The sequence below is a fragment of the Neobacillus drentensis genome, from assembly GCF_036965645.1.
GTDB lineage: Bacteria > Bacillota > Bacilli > Bacillales > Cytobacillaceae > Neobacillus > Neobacillus drentensis_D.
In genome coordinates this window covers 1-15,306 of record NZ_JBALPZ010000236.1, presented here as the reverse complement: position 1 = coordinate 15,306, position 15,306 = coordinate 1, and the positions used below count along the sequence as shown (strand labels likewise).

The 15,306-nt window shown below is 37.9% G+C and carries 12 protein-coding genes; 11 read left to right on the top strand and 1 reads right to left on the bottom strand.

Annotation, left to right across the window (positions count from 1 at the left end; genetic code table 11):
• The first annotated feature begins 100 nt into the window (after nt 1-100).
• The 11 genes from V7266_RS29455 (at nt 101) to yihA (ending at nt 14,528) form a co-directional block, all read left to right on the top strand.
• Nucleotides 101-544 carry an NUDIX hydrolase gene (locus V7266_RS29455; RefSeq protein ID WP_335472763.1) on the top strand — a complete coding sequence of 148 codons (444 nt, stop codon included), beginning with the start codon at nt 101-103 and terminating at the stop codon, nt 542-544.
• Nucleotides 545-804: 260 nt separating this feature from the next.
• On the top strand, nt 805-1,005 hold the full coding sequence (locus V7266_RS29450; RefSeq protein WP_027322891.1) for a cold-shock protein: 201 nt from the start codon (nt 805-807) through the stop codon (nt 1,003-1,005).
• Between the two features lie 472 nt (nt 1,006-1,477).
• Nucleotides 1,478-2,356, top strand: a complete 879-nt coding sequence (locus V7266_RS29445; protein WP_098529807.1) for a YitT family protein — start codon at nt 1,478-1,480, stop codon at nt 2,354-2,356.
• 1,187 nt (nt 2,357-3,543) lie between these two features.
• Entirely contained in the window at nt 3,544-3,774 is a 231-nt protein-coding gene (locus V7266_RS29440; RefSeq protein ID WP_335472762.1) for a hypothetical protein, read from the top strand.
• Between the two features lie 124 nt (nt 3,775-3,898).
• The gene (locus V7266_RS29435; protein WP_335472761.1) at nt 3,899-4,399 is read left to right on the top strand and encodes a YaaC family protein; all 501 of its coding nucleotides are present in this window, start codon (nt 3,899-3,901) and stop codon (nt 4,397-4,399) included.
• An 881-nt stretch (nt 4,400-5,280) separates the two neighbouring features.
• Complete coding sequence (locus V7266_RS29430) at nt 5,281-6,306, top strand: tetratricopeptide repeat protein (protein ID WP_335472760.1); 1,026 nt, start codon at nt 5,281-5,283, stop codon at nt 6,304-6,306.
• Between the two features lie 176 nt (nt 6,307-6,482).
• Nucleotides 6,483-7,763, top strand: a complete 1,281-nt coding sequence (tig, locus tag V7266_RS29425) for a trigger factor (protein ID WP_335472759.1) — start codon at nt 6,483-6,485, stop codon at nt 7,761-7,763.
• A gap of 415 nt (nt 7,764-8,178) precedes the next feature.
• Nucleotides 8,179-9,438, top strand: coding sequence for an ATP-dependent protease ATP-binding subunit ClpX (gene clpX / locus V7266_RS29420; RefSeq protein ID WP_335472758.1), 1,260 nt, complete (start codon nt 8,179-8,181; stop codon nt 9,436-9,438).
• A gap of 304 nt (nt 9,439-9,742) precedes the next feature.
• Nucleotides 9,743-11,410 (top strand): ATP-dependent protease LonB, encoded by a 1,668-nt coding sequence (gene lonB, locus V7266_RS29415; protein WP_335472757.1) that lies wholly within the window; start codon nt 9,743-9,745, stop codon nt 11,408-11,410.
• 212 nt (nt 11,411-11,622) lie between these two features.
• Complete coding sequence (lon, locus tag V7266_RS29410; RefSeq protein WP_335472764.1) at nt 11,623-13,950, top strand: endopeptidase La; 2,328 nt, start codon at nt 11,623-11,625, stop codon at nt 13,948-13,950.
• On the top strand, nt 13,947-14,528 hold the full coding sequence (yihA, locus tag V7266_RS29405; protein ID WP_335472756.1) for a ribosome biogenesis GTP-binding protein YihA/YsxC: 582 nt from the start codon (nt 13,947-13,949) through the stop codon (nt 14,526-14,528). The genes lon and yihA overlap by 4 nt, the downstream gene beginning before the upstream one ends.
• Nucleotides 14,529-14,571: 43 nt before the next feature.
• Here the strand turns inward: yihA and V7266_RS29400 are convergent, their stop codons facing one another.
• Complete coding sequence (locus V7266_RS29400; RefSeq protein WP_335472755.1) at nt 14,572-15,060, bottom strand: LiaI-LiaF-like domain-containing protein; 489 nt, start codon at nt 15,058-15,060, stop codon at nt 14,572-14,574.
• Nucleotides 15,061-15,306 lie beyond the last annotated feature (246 nt).

Below are 15,306 nucleotides of genomic sequence, written 5' to 3'. Positions count from 1 at the left end.
CCTTTCTATATAGAGGGAGTTTTGTTGAAGAAGGAAAATGGTTAATCGAAGCGAAAAGGCAGTAGGGAATAAACATAATATATATGTACAAGGAGAAAAAATGACAGATAAACAGATTGTTTTAGTTGCTAGTGTTTCAATAATTAAAGATGAAGAAGTTTTAATGATTAAAGAAAACAAACCAAATGTAATAAATAAATGGAATTTTCCAAGTGGACACATTGAAATGGGAGAAGACATTCCTTATGCAGCCAGGAGAGAAGTGAAGGAAGAGACGGGTTTAGATGTAGAACTTACATATACAACTGGTGTTTACAACTTTATTAGCAGTTCTAAAGACCAAGTTATTTTGTTTCATTTTGTAGGGCAGGTTATTGGGGGTTCAATTAATCTTGAAGAAGATGAAATTATAGACAGTGCCTGGGTGAAGTTGAGTGAATTAGTAAAGGCAGACGATGATAAACTTCGCAATCCAAGTGTTATAAAACAAATAGCAAATTGTCTTGTTAAAAAAAATTACCATTCCATTAGTGTATTCCATTAAACAAATTAAATAAGAGTCCTTGTTCAACTAACGGGTGCAAGAGCAACATAAGAATCCAAAACTAGGTGTGATAATTCATGAATGGCAAAAATGGTTTTGTTTACGTCTTCTTGCAAATACTTTTAAAAAATGTTAAACTTTAGAAGAATTATTTTTGTTCGGTGTAAAGGATAGTATAAGATTAACTTTTCGTCTTGATGATCACTGAGTGCAAGGATAGTAACACATTGTGTGTAAAGCACACAGCAGGAGGAAACAAAATGGAACAAGGTAAAGTAAAATGGTTTAACGCAGAAAAAGGTTTCGGATTTATCGAGCGTGAAGGCGGAGAAGACGTATTCGTTCATTTCTCAGCTATCCAAGGCGAAGGTTTCAAATCTTTAGACGAAGGTCAAGCAGTTACTTTTGACGTTGAGCAAGGTCAACGTGGAGCTCAAGCGGCTAACGTGCGTAAAGCTTAATAATAAGAACAAACTAAAGCAGGCTCTTTATAGAGTCTGTTTTTTTTATTTCTTCTTTTAAAAACAAGGAGCCCCACTCACGAATGAGTAGGGCACATGTAAACAAGTAAATCAAATGGTAAACAAAGTGTATCACATAATAACGAAATGTCCTAATTTGAATGGGAGGCTGAAAAGCTTGCTCGTTTTATTTACTACTTTTATCGAACCAATCAAATGCCATGTGAAAAAGGGAACCTAACAAAATCAGGATACCCCCAGACACAAGCAGAAAATACAATTTTCTTATTCATTTTACTTCTCGGATGAATATTAATACACATTACGATGATAATTTGTCACCAGAGGGATAAAATCATGTCCACTTGTAACAGGTTCTTTTGTTTTTATACATAAAACCAGTTTATGTTAATGTCCCTATAATAATTAGGGAAAAATAAAAGGAAACATTACATACTAGAAGGAGATAAGGATGACAGAACTATCGAGAAACAAACAGAAAAAATTATCAAAAACTAATGTTTTAAAACGTGTTATTGCTATTTTTATCGGGGCTGTTTTGATGGCGACAGGATTAGAGATTTTCCTTGTCCCGAACAATGTTATAGACGGGGGGGTAACTGGTATATCCATTATGCTTTCCCATATTTCTGGATTACCTTTAGGATTATTTATTTTCATTCTCAACTTACCGTTTTTTTATTTAGGTTATAAGCAAATTGGAAAAACATTTGCGATATCATCAGTCTTCGGTATTATTGTTCTTTCTATTTTCACATCGCTCTTTTATCCCATCCCAGCTTTTACAGATGACATTCTTCTAGCTACAATTTTTGGGGGAATAATTTTGGGAGTTGGGGTAGGACTAGTTATTCGTTATGGCGGAGCCTTGGACGGAACTGAAATACTTGCGATATTAATTAATAAAAAAGTACCTTTTTCTGTTGGTGAAATCATAATGTTTTTTAACCTTTTTATTTTAGGTGCAGCAGGATTTGTTTTCACATGGGATAGAGCAATGTACTCCATACTTGCCTATATAATTGCGTTTAAAACAATAGATGTAGTTGTTCTAGGTTTGGAACAATCAAAATCCGCATGGATTTTTAGCAATAAGAATAAAGAAATAGGAGATGCTATACTTGCTAGGTTGGGGCGTGGTGTAACCTACATGAATGGTGAAGGTGCATATTCAGGAGATGACACAAAGGTGATTTTTTGCGTCATAACACGTCTAGAAGAAGCAGAACTTAAGAATATCGTTGACGAAATTGATACGACTGCCTTTTTGGCTATAGCTGATATAGCAGAAGTAAGAGGTGGAAGAAATAAAAAGAAAGACATACATTAATTAGGCTGAGAATACTTTTCGATATATTTATTAGGTATTAGATATTTTGTATCTAAAGATATACAACAGCAACATGTTTGTGAATAAATGTACTTAAACTCCCTCAGTTTAATACATTTTTCTCTCGAATACTAGCTATCGGGGTGCTTTACTTTAATAAACGATGATCGTCTAAATGGCGGTCATTTTTTTTATGGTCCCTAGACAAAACATTCGATTATGTAGACAAACTGTTTGGTAAACGGAAGAGAGACGAATGAGTATGGATCAATAGATTAATGGGGGTACCATATTACAAACGAAGGGGATTTCTTTTAACGTCATGTGCCTGATGATGGACGTCTATGGGTGGAATCCAGAACCTTGACGAATTACAAGAGATGATTTTAAATCTAGCAAATTTAACGTGCTAAAATCCTTGAGAAAACCAGTCGTATCAAGGGTTAGAGGCGTATAGGTCTTAAGAGAAAGTATATGACGTAATTACCTTCACCTATCGGCTCGGTGATGTAACCAAAGCTTATCAGCTTTAGTAACATCCATAGATTTTCACGGTAAGATTATTTGAGAAGACTGCTCTAAGCAGGATTCAACTGAACGGTAGTGAAGTTTATTGCAACGTTTATTGCTGCAGAACGGGTTGAGTATGTAATATCTCTTTTGGTTGATGAAAGTATATGTGCAGTCTATAATATCTTTCTCTCAATAATGACAGTAATCATTCACAGCTTGCTACCACGTAGTACTAACTCATCCATAGCCATATTTCATCGTATTTTCATACCCCTTTTTGAACCTAAGTTATGACACCTTCTATACCTTGATAAATACAGACTCTACAATTACGAACCAAAACTTAAAAGTAATGAAACTGTTATGTTAGAATGTGGAAAATGTGTTTTCGTATAAAAACAGTAGATCCAGATATGTTTAATAGTTTTATCAAGTAAGAATTGAACTCAAAAGTTAACGAAACTACTGATAAAAGAATTTAATAAAAAAACCCTTAAAAGTTTTCGCTTACTTGAAATCGTTCTAAATAAAATTTTATTGGTATTTATAATAATATACATTTTGTATTCGTTTATTATAGAGGTTGAGAATACACGAAAAAAATAAAATGTTTACGTTGAACCTTTATATATAAGGGGTTAGAATAAAATCATAAGGGAAGGGGATGATACAAAGTGTTTTATATTCATACAAAAACAGGAGCGGTTTTTAAGGGCGTAATCTACAATCATAATGAGGAGAAGTTGGAGGATGCTTTAAGGATTAACAGAGAACTAGAAAATGAAGGTCGCTTGATAATTACAGGAGATGATGAGGTCGTTATAAAGCTTCCTTCCGATAATATTAAACTTGTTGTAAAGGAAAAAACTCCTCAACCAGAAGAGTTAACAGACTTACCTTTTTAATAATAACAAGCACCTGTAACGAATGGATTTCAGACTTATAGGTCTTTAGATATCCCTTCCAAATACGATCGCTAACTAGGAAAATATATGAGTAAGAGGAAAGTGAGCGGATCAGAAACCGTCAATGAGAAGGTATCGATGCTTTGAAGTAAAACTAGAGCCCTCATATTCTACAAATCAAGAATTTGCTAAAATTACTGGGTTTGGGATTGACCATTATTACGAAAACACAGACTTTTACACCTTAAGGCTAAATAAAAAATTCTATTGGAATGCTCCTAGAAATAACCCTGACATGAAGAGTGTAAGAGAATTCAAAAGATATTATGAAAATCATCGTAAAAGGTTTAGATACATATACAGTGCAAATAAACTTTGGTATATAAAAAGGAAAAACTTACAAAATAACCTTATAGATAGAGGGACACTTCCATTAACCTTCGCTGCAATGCATCGATTAAGTGAAATGTCTAGGTATGATCCTAATACATTAGAAAAACACTTGGAAAAATCGTATGGATGGTTATTGTCAGAATTCATTACAAAATCAATATATCAATTTATAGACATGATTTCATCAGAAATTACTGGAGATGATTTTAGAATTACTGGCTTCAGAACATAATACGAAAAAGTGTGCAACTAAGTTTAATAATAAAGGTAAATTAATTTAAAATTTAACCGCACTTTCAACAATCAGGCGAATTCCTTAATAGGATCACTTTCTTATTGATTTAAAGGAGTAGTTTGAAGATCCAACTGCCTTAATTGATGGTTTTTTATTAATGCACTAACGTGTGCTCTTTTTGTTTACTCTAGTTCCAGTTATATGCTTCCCACTTACGACGTTACGTATATAAATTCAACAATTTAAAGCCAAGACTTAATTCAATTTTATAGTGAGTACGGAGATGAAAGAAAATTGAGCATTAAAAGACCACATAGATTTGTTTTTGTCGTTGGTTATCGTAAGCAACCAAAGGAATTCGGATTGTTGTTGTCATTTGATGATGGACGTTATGCTGGTGTCGTGTACTTGGAGTTGGTCAGTTGCTCGAAAAAAGGTTTATGCAAAGTTGGTGTATAGAAAAGAGAATGATATTGCAATTATTTAGCCAGTTAAGTGTCGTGTTAAATGTCGTAATTTAACGAAGGGCGGTTTACTACGTCTTCCAAGTTTTGTTGAGTGGATTTAACGTTCACTCTTTTTTTTATTACGGTAATATTGTTTATTAGCGGCTTTTCTTCCTTATATATACCGTGTTATAATGAAATGGTCGAAAGTTCGGCAAATGACCGTATCAGTGCCCGTTTCAAAATGCGATAATATAGCGGTTTGTAGCAGTTTAGAGCATACGCCTTCTAAGCGTACGGTCGGGAGTTCGAATCTCTCCTGGGACGTCATTTAAACTACATACCAAATACTCAACTCACCAGCATGGTGAGTTTTTTTTATATCCAAAATATGCTACACTATTTTTCAATACAGATTGAAGGACGGATTATATGAAAAAGCGGGAACCAGTAAAACGGAAAGACAATATCATCTACTTTCCCGGACTCGACAAACGATTAACAGACAAAGGACTGGAAAGCCTCGAAAAGAAAAAATTCCATGAAGCGATACCCTTATTAGAAGAGGCACGCGAGCTTAATCCGGATAATGAAAACATTTTAATCGGACTTGTCCTTGCCTACTTTGAAGCGGGAGCTTTTAAAAAAGCAAAGGTGCTCGCCAATGAGATGCTGTTAAAAGGGATGGGCGATTATTTTCAGATGGTCGACCTGTATCTGACAGTCCTTATCCAACTCCATGAATATCGGGAAATTGTGACAACCATTGAGGCGCTCATAGAGGAAAGAGAAATCCCACCTGAGAAACATGACCATTTTTTAACCATTTTACAATTTAGCCGCCGGATGGCAGAAGGCCGTGAACAGCAAGAGATTGAACAGGAAGCGGCAGACTCAGAGGTTTCAGTCTTAAATCTACTCGCAAGCGATAATATCAACGAACAAATGACCAAAATAGCTAATTTGGCGGATAAAAACATCCGTCCCTATCTTGATGAAATCACCAATTACTTAAAGTTCGAGGCTGGGCATCCTTTTATAAAAACGCTGATCTTAAATCTATTAAAAGAGCAAGAAATAGACCGAGAACTAGTAGTAGAGAAATTTGCCATCGAAAAAAAGGTCATTCCAATACAGCTCCCTGAAGTTAGAGAACAGCCTAAAATGCTCGAGGTAAAGTCATTCTTAGCCAATCAATTGGAGAATAATAACCCTGGTTTATATGAAAATGCTATTAGTATGGTAGAGAGAACGTTTTTAATTTGTTATCCGTTTGAACTTGGGCCAAATTCCTCAGAAGCTTGGGCGGCAGCTTTTGACATGCTTGCACAAGAATATTTGGGAATGGATGCGGAAATTAGCAAAATAGCGGGGAAATACGGAGCCGTGCCTGCTGATATAGAAAAAGCTAGAGCGCAAATAGAGGAGATTGAGAAAATTTCTTATCCTAATATTTAGGACTTGCTGTTGAAAGAAGGCGAACCTATGTTATAATGTAGGGGTTGCATTGTGTAAAAAACTATATTTTACATTTAAAACTTGCGAAAATGACTTGATAGACAAGACATTTTTCGACTCGACTCAAATTCGTTATCGAATGAAATGAGAATAGATTTGTTGGAGGGAAAAAAGGTATGACAGCAAAATGGGAAAAGTTAGAAGGAAATCGTGGTGTCCTTACTGTTGAAGTAAGCGCTGATGAGGTAAACAAAGGCCTAGACGCGGCATTCCAAAAAGTAGTTAAGCAAGTAAACGTTCCAGGATTCCGTAAAGGAAAAATGCCTCGTGGCATGTTTGAAAAACGTTTCGGTGTAGAAGCTCTTTATCAAGATGCTTTAGATATTCTTCTTCCAGAAGCATACGGAAATGCAATTGACGAAACAGGAATCGAGCCAATCGACCGCCCTGATATCGACATTGAACAAATGGAAAAAGGCAAAGAACTTGTTTTCAAAGCAACTGTACAAGTGAAGCCTGAAGTGAAATTAGGCGAGTACAAAGGCTTAGAAGTAGAAGAATTAGATACTACTGTAACAGATGAAGATGTTGCGAACGAATTAAAAACAATGCAAGAGCGTCAAGCTGAGCTTGTTGTCAAAGAAGACAGCCCTGCTGAAAATGGTGATACAGTTGTTCTTGATTTTGAAGGATTCGTTGATGGCGAAGCATTCGAAGGCGGAAAAGCTGAAAATCATTCATTAGAGCTAGGTTCAGGTTCTTTCATCCCAGGATTTGAAGAGCAATTAGTAGGTGTAAAAGCTGGCGAATCTAAAGATGTAGAAGTAACATTCCCAGAAGAATATCATGCAGCTGAGCTTGCTGGTAAACCTGCAGTATTCAAAGTAACTGTTCACGAAATTAAAGGAAAAGAACTTCCTGAATTAGATGACGAGTTTGCTAAAGATGTAGACGATGAAGTTGAAACTTTAGATGCATTAAAAGAAAAAATCAAAACTCGTTTAGAAGACAGCAAAAAGCATGAAGCTGAACACAACCTACGTGATACTGTAGTGGAAAAAGCAGCTGAAAATGCTGAAGTTGAAATCCCAGAAGTAATGGTTACGACTGAAGTAAACCGCATGCTTCAAGAGTTCGAACAACGTTTACAAATGCAAGGTATGAACCTTGACCTTTACTTCCAATTCTCTGGTCAAGACGAAAATGCCTTACGTGAACAAATGAAGGAAGATGCTGGAAAGCGTGTGAAAATGAACTTAACGCTTGAAGCAATCGCTAAAGCTGAAAACCTTGAAGTAACAGAAGAAGATGTGAACGCAGAACTTGAGAAAATGGCTGGCATGTACAATATGCCTGTTGATACTATTAAACAAGCTCTTGGCGGCCTTGATGGTATTAAAGGAGATCTTCAACTTCAAAAAGCAGTTAACTTCTTAGTTGAAAATAAGAAGAAATAATGAATTATTGAGCAAGGCGCGATTTTTATCGTGCCTTGTTTTATACATTTTTTCAAATACATATTATAATAAGGAAAGGGAAACCTTTTTAATGTTTCCGCTTCTTCTTGGATTGAACTTTTTTTTTACGGGCAGGAAAAAACGCAGTCGATAGCGAATAAATATTTCCATAGCGTTTTAAGATTTATTTCTTCAAATTATGGTTATGATTAATGAGTACATATGTTTAAAGGAATTCTACAAACAAACACGAGAGAAAAGAAAACATAATAGGTAAAGCGTTTTATTTCCAGTCCAATAGTCAAATGTGTTACAATGCAAAATACATACCATTTTAAGAGAGAAAAACTCGGACTTTGTTTGTGTAATTCACGAGCTTTAATAGGGTTTTAACACGTGTTAAGGGGTGAAAGATTTGTTTAAATTTAATGATGAAAAAGGACAGTTAAAGTGTTCCTTCTGTGGTAAAACACAGGATCAAGTTCGTAAATTAGTTGCAGGGCCGGGAGTTTATATATGTGATGAATGCATCGAGCTTTGCACGGAGATTGTAGAGGAAGAACTTGGAACAGAAGAAGAAGTAGAATTCAAAGACGTACCAAAACCAAAAGAAATCTGTGAGATTTTGAATGAGTACGTTATTGGCCAGGATCAGGCGAAAAAATCGCTGTCTGTGGCAGTTTATAACCACTATAAGCGAATCAATTCTAATAGTAAAATTGATGATGTTGAGCTTTCAAAGAGTAACATCTGTATGATTGGACCAACTGGTTCTGGTAAGACGTTATTGGCGCAAACATTAGCGCGTATTCTAAATGTACCGTTTGCGATTGCGGATGCAACCTCACTTACTGAGGCTGGTTACGTTGGTGAAGACGTTGAAAACATCTTACTAAAATTAATTCAAGCAGCAGATTACGATGTGGAGAAAGCCGAAAAAGGCATCATTTACATCGATGAAATCGATAAAATTGCCCGTAAATCGGAGAATCCATCCATTACAAGAGATGTTTCCGGTGAAGGCGTTCAGCAAGCTCTATTAAAAATTCTTGAAGGTACCGTTGCAAGCGTTCCGCCTCAAGGTGGAAGAAAGCACCCTCATCAAGAATTTATCCAAATTGATACAACGAACATCTTGTTTATTTGCGGTGGAGCATTTGACGGAATTGAACCAATCATCAAACGCCGTTTAGGCCAAAAGGTTATTGGCTTCGGTTCAGATGTCAAGCAAGTAGATATTGGTCAAAAAGAGCTGCTTTCCAAAGTATTACCTGAAGACTTGCTTCGTTTTGGATTAATTCCAGAATTTATTGGCCGTCTTCCTGTTATTGCAAGCCTTGAGCAGTTAGACGAGGCAGCATTAATTGAAATCTTAACAAAACCAAAAAATGCACTTGTGAAGCAATATCAAAAAATGCTTGAAATCGATGATGTTGAGCTTGAATTTGAAGAAGGTGCTCTAACTGAAATCGCGAAAAAGGCAATCGAGCGAAAGACGGGTGCCCGTGGTTTACGTTCGATTATTGAAGGAATCATGTTGGATGTCATGTTCGACCTTCCTTCACGTGAGGATATCACCAAGTGTATTATTACGAAAGAAACCGTTTCTGATAACAATGTTCCGAAGTTAGTATTAGAGGATGGAACTGTTGTGGTTGAAGAAAAATCTGCATAACGATTGAGGAGACCTGGCTTTGGAAGCTGGGTCTTTTTTGTGTGATTTTACCAATAATTGGTAAAATAGCCAATTGTGGCTTAAAATGAGCCAAAGATCATTAAATTTGAGCCAATCTCAATGAAAAATCGGCCAATCCCCATGAAAAATCAGCCAATAGACTCAAAATATCAGCCAAAGGCACCTAATCCAAAGATAGATCCTTTCCCCAGTAAAGATTTGTTTTTACATTGTTGGTTTATTCCTCCAGTCTAAAGGAAATACTTCTTACTATAGATGAGTACTAGTTGTAGGAGGGAAAAATATGAGTTGGACGGGGATTGCCTTATTTATACAGCTGTTTTTCGGTATTATTATTGGGCTGTATTTTTGGAATTTACTGAGGAGCCAGCGTACCCAAAAAGTGTCCATTGATCGGGAATCCCGTAAAGAGATGGAACAGCTTCGCAAAATGAGATCGATATCCTTAACAGAACCATTATCTGAAAAAGTTCGTCCTACAAGTTTTAATGATATTGTAGGCCAGGAAGATGGAATAAAATCATTAAAAGCAGCATTATGCGGGCCAAACCCGCAGCATGTGATTATTTATGGACCGCCCGGGGTTGGAAAAACAGCAGCTGCCCGCCTCGTTCTTGAGGAAGCGAAAAGGAATAAAAAATCGCCTTTTAAACAACAATCCGTTTTTATTGAATTAGATGCGACAACCGCTCGATTCGACGAAAGAGGGATCGCGGATCCGCTTATTGGTTCAGTGCATGACCCGATATATCAAGGTGCCGGGGCCATGGGACAAGCAGGAATTCCACAGCCAAAGCAGGGGGCAGTCACCAATGCCCATGGGGGAGTTCTATTTATTGACGAAATTGGCGAATTACATCCGATTCAAATGAACAAGCTGTTAAAAGTTTTAGAGGATCGTAAAGTTTTCCTTGAAAGTGCTTATTATCATGAAGAAAATACACAGATTCCGACCCACATCCATGATATTTTTAAAAATGGCCTTCCAGCCGATTTTCGATTAATCGGTGCCACAACGAGAACACCAAGTGAAATTCCACCAGCGATTCGCTCGCGCTGTATGGAAGTTTTCTTCCGTGATTTAAATCAGGAGGAAATCGTGAAGGTTGCCAAAAAAGCAGCGGATAAAGTGAATATGGAAATAAGCGAGAATGGTGTAGACACCTTATCTACATATGCAAGAAACGGCCGGGAAACGGTCAATATGATTCAAATTGCCGCAGGACTTGCCATTACGGAAGACCGCAGCTTTATTAAAGACGAAGAAATTGAATGGGTCATCCATTCCAGCCAAATGACGCCAAGGATGGAAAGAAAAATAAATGATATGTCCCATATTGGTCTGGTTAATGGCTTAGCGGTTTATGGTCCTAATTCCGGTGCACTGCTAGAAATTGAAGTAACCGTCATTCCTGCAAAGGAAAAAGGGAGCATTAATATTACTGGTATAGTGGAAGAAGAAAGTATTGGCGGACAGGGTAAATCGATTCGCCGTAAGAGTATGGCACGAGGCTCTATCGAAAACGTAATTACGGTCTTACGTTCAATGGGTGTACCGGCAAATGATTATGATATTCATGTGAATTTCCCAGGAGGAGTACCAATCGATGGCCCTTCAGCGGGGATTGCGATGGCCACCGGAATTTACTCGGCGATTTATAAGATTCCAATTGACAACACGGTAGCCATGACAGGAGAAATTAGTATCCATGGTAATGTCAAGCCAATCGGCGGTGTGTATCCGAAAGTAAAGGCCGCTTTAAAAGCGGGTGCTAAAACCGTTATTATACCAGAAGAGAATATGCAAACGATTTTGAATGAGATTAAAGGGATTAACATTGTCCCTGTTACCCACCTTCAACAGGTATTTGATCTTGCCTTAGTAAACAGCTATCAACAAAATGAGGCAGTACCCGCATCAATCGAATTATCAAAAAAAGAATCCATTTAGAATAAAAGCTTCGGTTTGGAAGTATAATCAAACCGAAGTTTTTTTTATGAGAAATAAAACGCTTTGTTTGGGGAAAATAATTATAGTGAAAAACAAACCACTTACACTCTCTAAAAATAGACACGAAAAACCAAATGAGATAGAATTGTACAACAAAGACTATTCTGCTAGCAGTAGAAAAATAAGGATTTTGCATGTGGAGGTGCAGTATGATGGCGGAACAGAATGAATTGATCGTCCCCCTCCTGCCGCTTCGGGGATTGCTCGTCTATCCGACAATGGTTCTTCATTTGGATGTAGGCCGTGAGAGATCGGTGCAGGCACTCGAAAAAGCAATGGTAGATGACCATTTAATTTTCTTAACAACTCAAAAGGATGTCTCCATTGACGAACCGGCTGAAGAGGATTTATACAAGCTCGGTACATTGACCAAGGTTAAGCAGATGTTAAAGCTTCCAAACGGTACGATTCGCGTATTAGTGGAAGGTTTAAATAGAGCAGAGGTTGTTTCCTTTTATGAGGAAGACGATTATTACTCCGTAAGTATCGTTACGTATGATGACCCAGATACAAAGGATGTAGAAGATCAAGCTCTAATGAGAACGATGCTTGATTATTTCGAGCAATACATAAAATTATCGAAAAAGGTGTCTGCAGAAACATTTGCAACCGTTGCTGATATTGAGGAACCAGGACGAATGGCCGATCTGATTGCATCTCATTTGCCAATCAAGTTAAAAGAAAAACAAGAAATTCTTGAGATGATTGATATCAAACAGCGTGTAAACCGCGTGATTGATACGATTCATAATGAGAAAGAAGTCCTTAATCTTGAGAAGAAGATTGGGCAGCGTGTGAAGCGTTCCATGGAGAGGACACAAAAGGAATACTACCTGCGTGAACAAATGAAGGCTATTCAAAAGGAATTAGGCGATAAAGAAGGAAAAACTGGCGAGATTGCTGAGCTTAAGAAGAAAATTGAAGAGGCGGGAATGCCGGAGCATACCCAAAAAGCCGCCTTGAAGGAACTAGACCGTTATGAAAAGGTACCTTCCAGCTCTGCAGAAAGTGCTGTTATTCGTAACTATATTGATTGGCTGATTGCTCTGCCATGGTCCAAAAAGACGGATGATGATATCGATATTCTTCGTGCTGAAAAGATTTTAAATGAAGACCATTACGGACTTGAAAAAGTGAAAGAGCGTGTACTTGAATACTTAGCCGTCCAAAAACTGACTAATTCAATCAAAGGGCCGATCCTCTGTTTGGCAGGACCTCCTGGTGTTGGTAAAACCAGTTTAGCGCGCTCGATTGCCACTTCGCTTAACCGGCATTTTGTCCGTGTTTCGCTTGGCGGTGTCAGGGACGAATCCGAAATCCGCGGTCATCGCAGAACCTATGTGGGAGCGATGCCAGGCCGAATTATCCAAGGTATGAAAAAAGCAGGCACGGTTAATCCCGTCTTTTTACTTGATGAAATTGATAAAATGTCCAGCGATTTCAGAGGCGACCCATCAAGTGCGATGCTAGAAGTATTAGACCCTGAACAAAACCATAATTTCAGCGATCATTATATTGAAGAAACTTATGATTTATCGAAGGTTATGTTTATTGCGACAGCGAATAATCTGTCCACTGTTCCGGGACCACTGTTAGACCGGATGGAGATCATTACGATTGAGGGCTATACGGAAATTGAAAAAGTTCATATTTGCCGTGATCACTTGCTGCCAAAGCAAATTAAAGAAAATGGCCTTTCCAAAGGGGTTCTCCAAATGCGTGACGACGCGATCTTAAAAGTCGTTCGTTACTATACTCGCGAAGCCGGTGTTCGAAGCCTCGAACGTCAAATGGCGACGATTTGCCGAAAAACAGCAAAGATTATCGTGGCCGGAGAGAAAAAACGGGTGATCATTACAGAGAAGAATGTAGAAGAATTCCTGGGTAAACCAAGATTCCACTATGGTATGGCTGAAACCGAGGATCAAGTTGGAGTAGCAACAGGCTTGGCTTATACGACAGTTGGCGGTGATACCCTGCAAATTGAAGTTTCTTTAGCTCCAGGTAAAGGAAAACTTGTTTTAACAGGAAAGCTTGGGGATGTCATGAAAGAATCCGCGCAAGCTGCTTTTAGTTATATCCGTTCTAAAGCAAATGAGCTTGGGATCGCGGAAGACTTCCATGAAAAATATGATATTCATATTCATGTTCCAGAGGGAGCTGTTCCGAAAGATGGACCGTCGGCAGGGATCACGATGGCAACGGCGCTTGTATCGGCATTAACCGGTAAACCAATTCGCCGTGAAGTGGGGATGACGGGTGAAATCACTTTAAGAGGCCGTGTCCTTCCAATTGGCGGCTTGAAGGAAAAATCACTTAGTGCCCATCGTGCTGGTCTAAAAACGGTTATCATTCCGAAAGATAATGTCAAAGATATAGATGATATTCCTGAAAGTGTTCGGGCCGATTTGGAATTTATCCCTGTTTCCCATGTGGATGAAGTATTAAAGCGTGCCCTTTTAGAAGGTGACGCACGATGAAGGTAGTTAGTTCTGATATTGTCATTAGTGCGGTAAAACCGGAGCAATATCCGGAAACAGAGATCCCGGAGTTTGCACTTGCCGGCCGCTCTAATGTAGGAAAGTCCTCATTTATTAATAAGATGCTGAACCGAAAGGGCTTGGCACGGATTTCGTCTAAACCAGGTAAAACACAGACATTAAATTTTTACCTGATTAATGAAATCTTACATTTTGTCGATGTACCCGGTTATGGGTATGCAAAGGTTTCAAAGTCCGAGCGGGCCGCGTGGGGGAAGATGATCGAAACCTACTTTACGATGCGGGAACAGCTTAGGGCCGTCGTCTTAATTGTGGATTTGCGCCATCCGCCAACAACCGACGATGTCATGATGTACGATTTTCTAAAGCATTACGAAATCCCTTGCATCATCATTGCGACGAAGGCCGATAAAATCCCTAAGGGGAAATGGCAGAAACATTTAAAAGTTACACGCGAGACATTAGAACTAGATCAAAACGACCATATCGTTGTTTTTTCTTCGGAAACAGGCGAGGGTAAGGACCAAGCCTGGTCGATTTTGCAAAGTTATATGTAGGTAAGAAAAATAACCGCCTAGGCAGTTAATCTGCACTAGGCGGTTATTTTTTCTTTTTTAGTAAAAAATAGATACCAACAACAATTAAAAGGGCTGGCCAAAATTTCCAAATCAGGTTCATCCCATTTTGCAGCAGGCCGAAATAGCTGGCTATTCTATCATAAAACAAGAGCAGAACCGCTATAATGAGAAAGAGGAAGGCTTGAAACAAGCCTGCGTTTGTTTTTTGGAAACGAAGAAAGAAGCCTACAGAAATAATTAAAATTAACATACCAATCGTGTTCGTGGGCCAAAAGGCGAGATGACCTGAAAGATGAAAATGCAGGCCAAATCCACTCATAATAACCCCGGGGAGAATCGCATCGTAATCATGTGCGGAGTATCCCTGACCTAAAAAAGCGGCACCGACAATAATGAGCAGTGTCGGCCATGTGTAAAATTGTTGAAAAAGAGTAATACCTGTTTGCTGCAGTAAAAAATAAGCCCCAAATCCGATCAGGATAATCCCTGGGAAAATTCGTTGGTTTTTCATTAAAAAACACCACCACTTCCAGTAAGGTTCACTTGAATCTATTCTATTTTTTTGGTACTGTACATAAGGAAGTATTTTTAAAAACCTATTGATTTTTGTTCTTAAGGATATGTAAAGAAATCATTGCTAAAGTAGTCTCGTAAATCAAATGAGTTTATTTTATATTAGCATATTGTTTCATTTTATGTTCACATTTTCCGAGCAAAATTCGAAATTGCTCGTGATATAATTTTTAATAGTTAATAC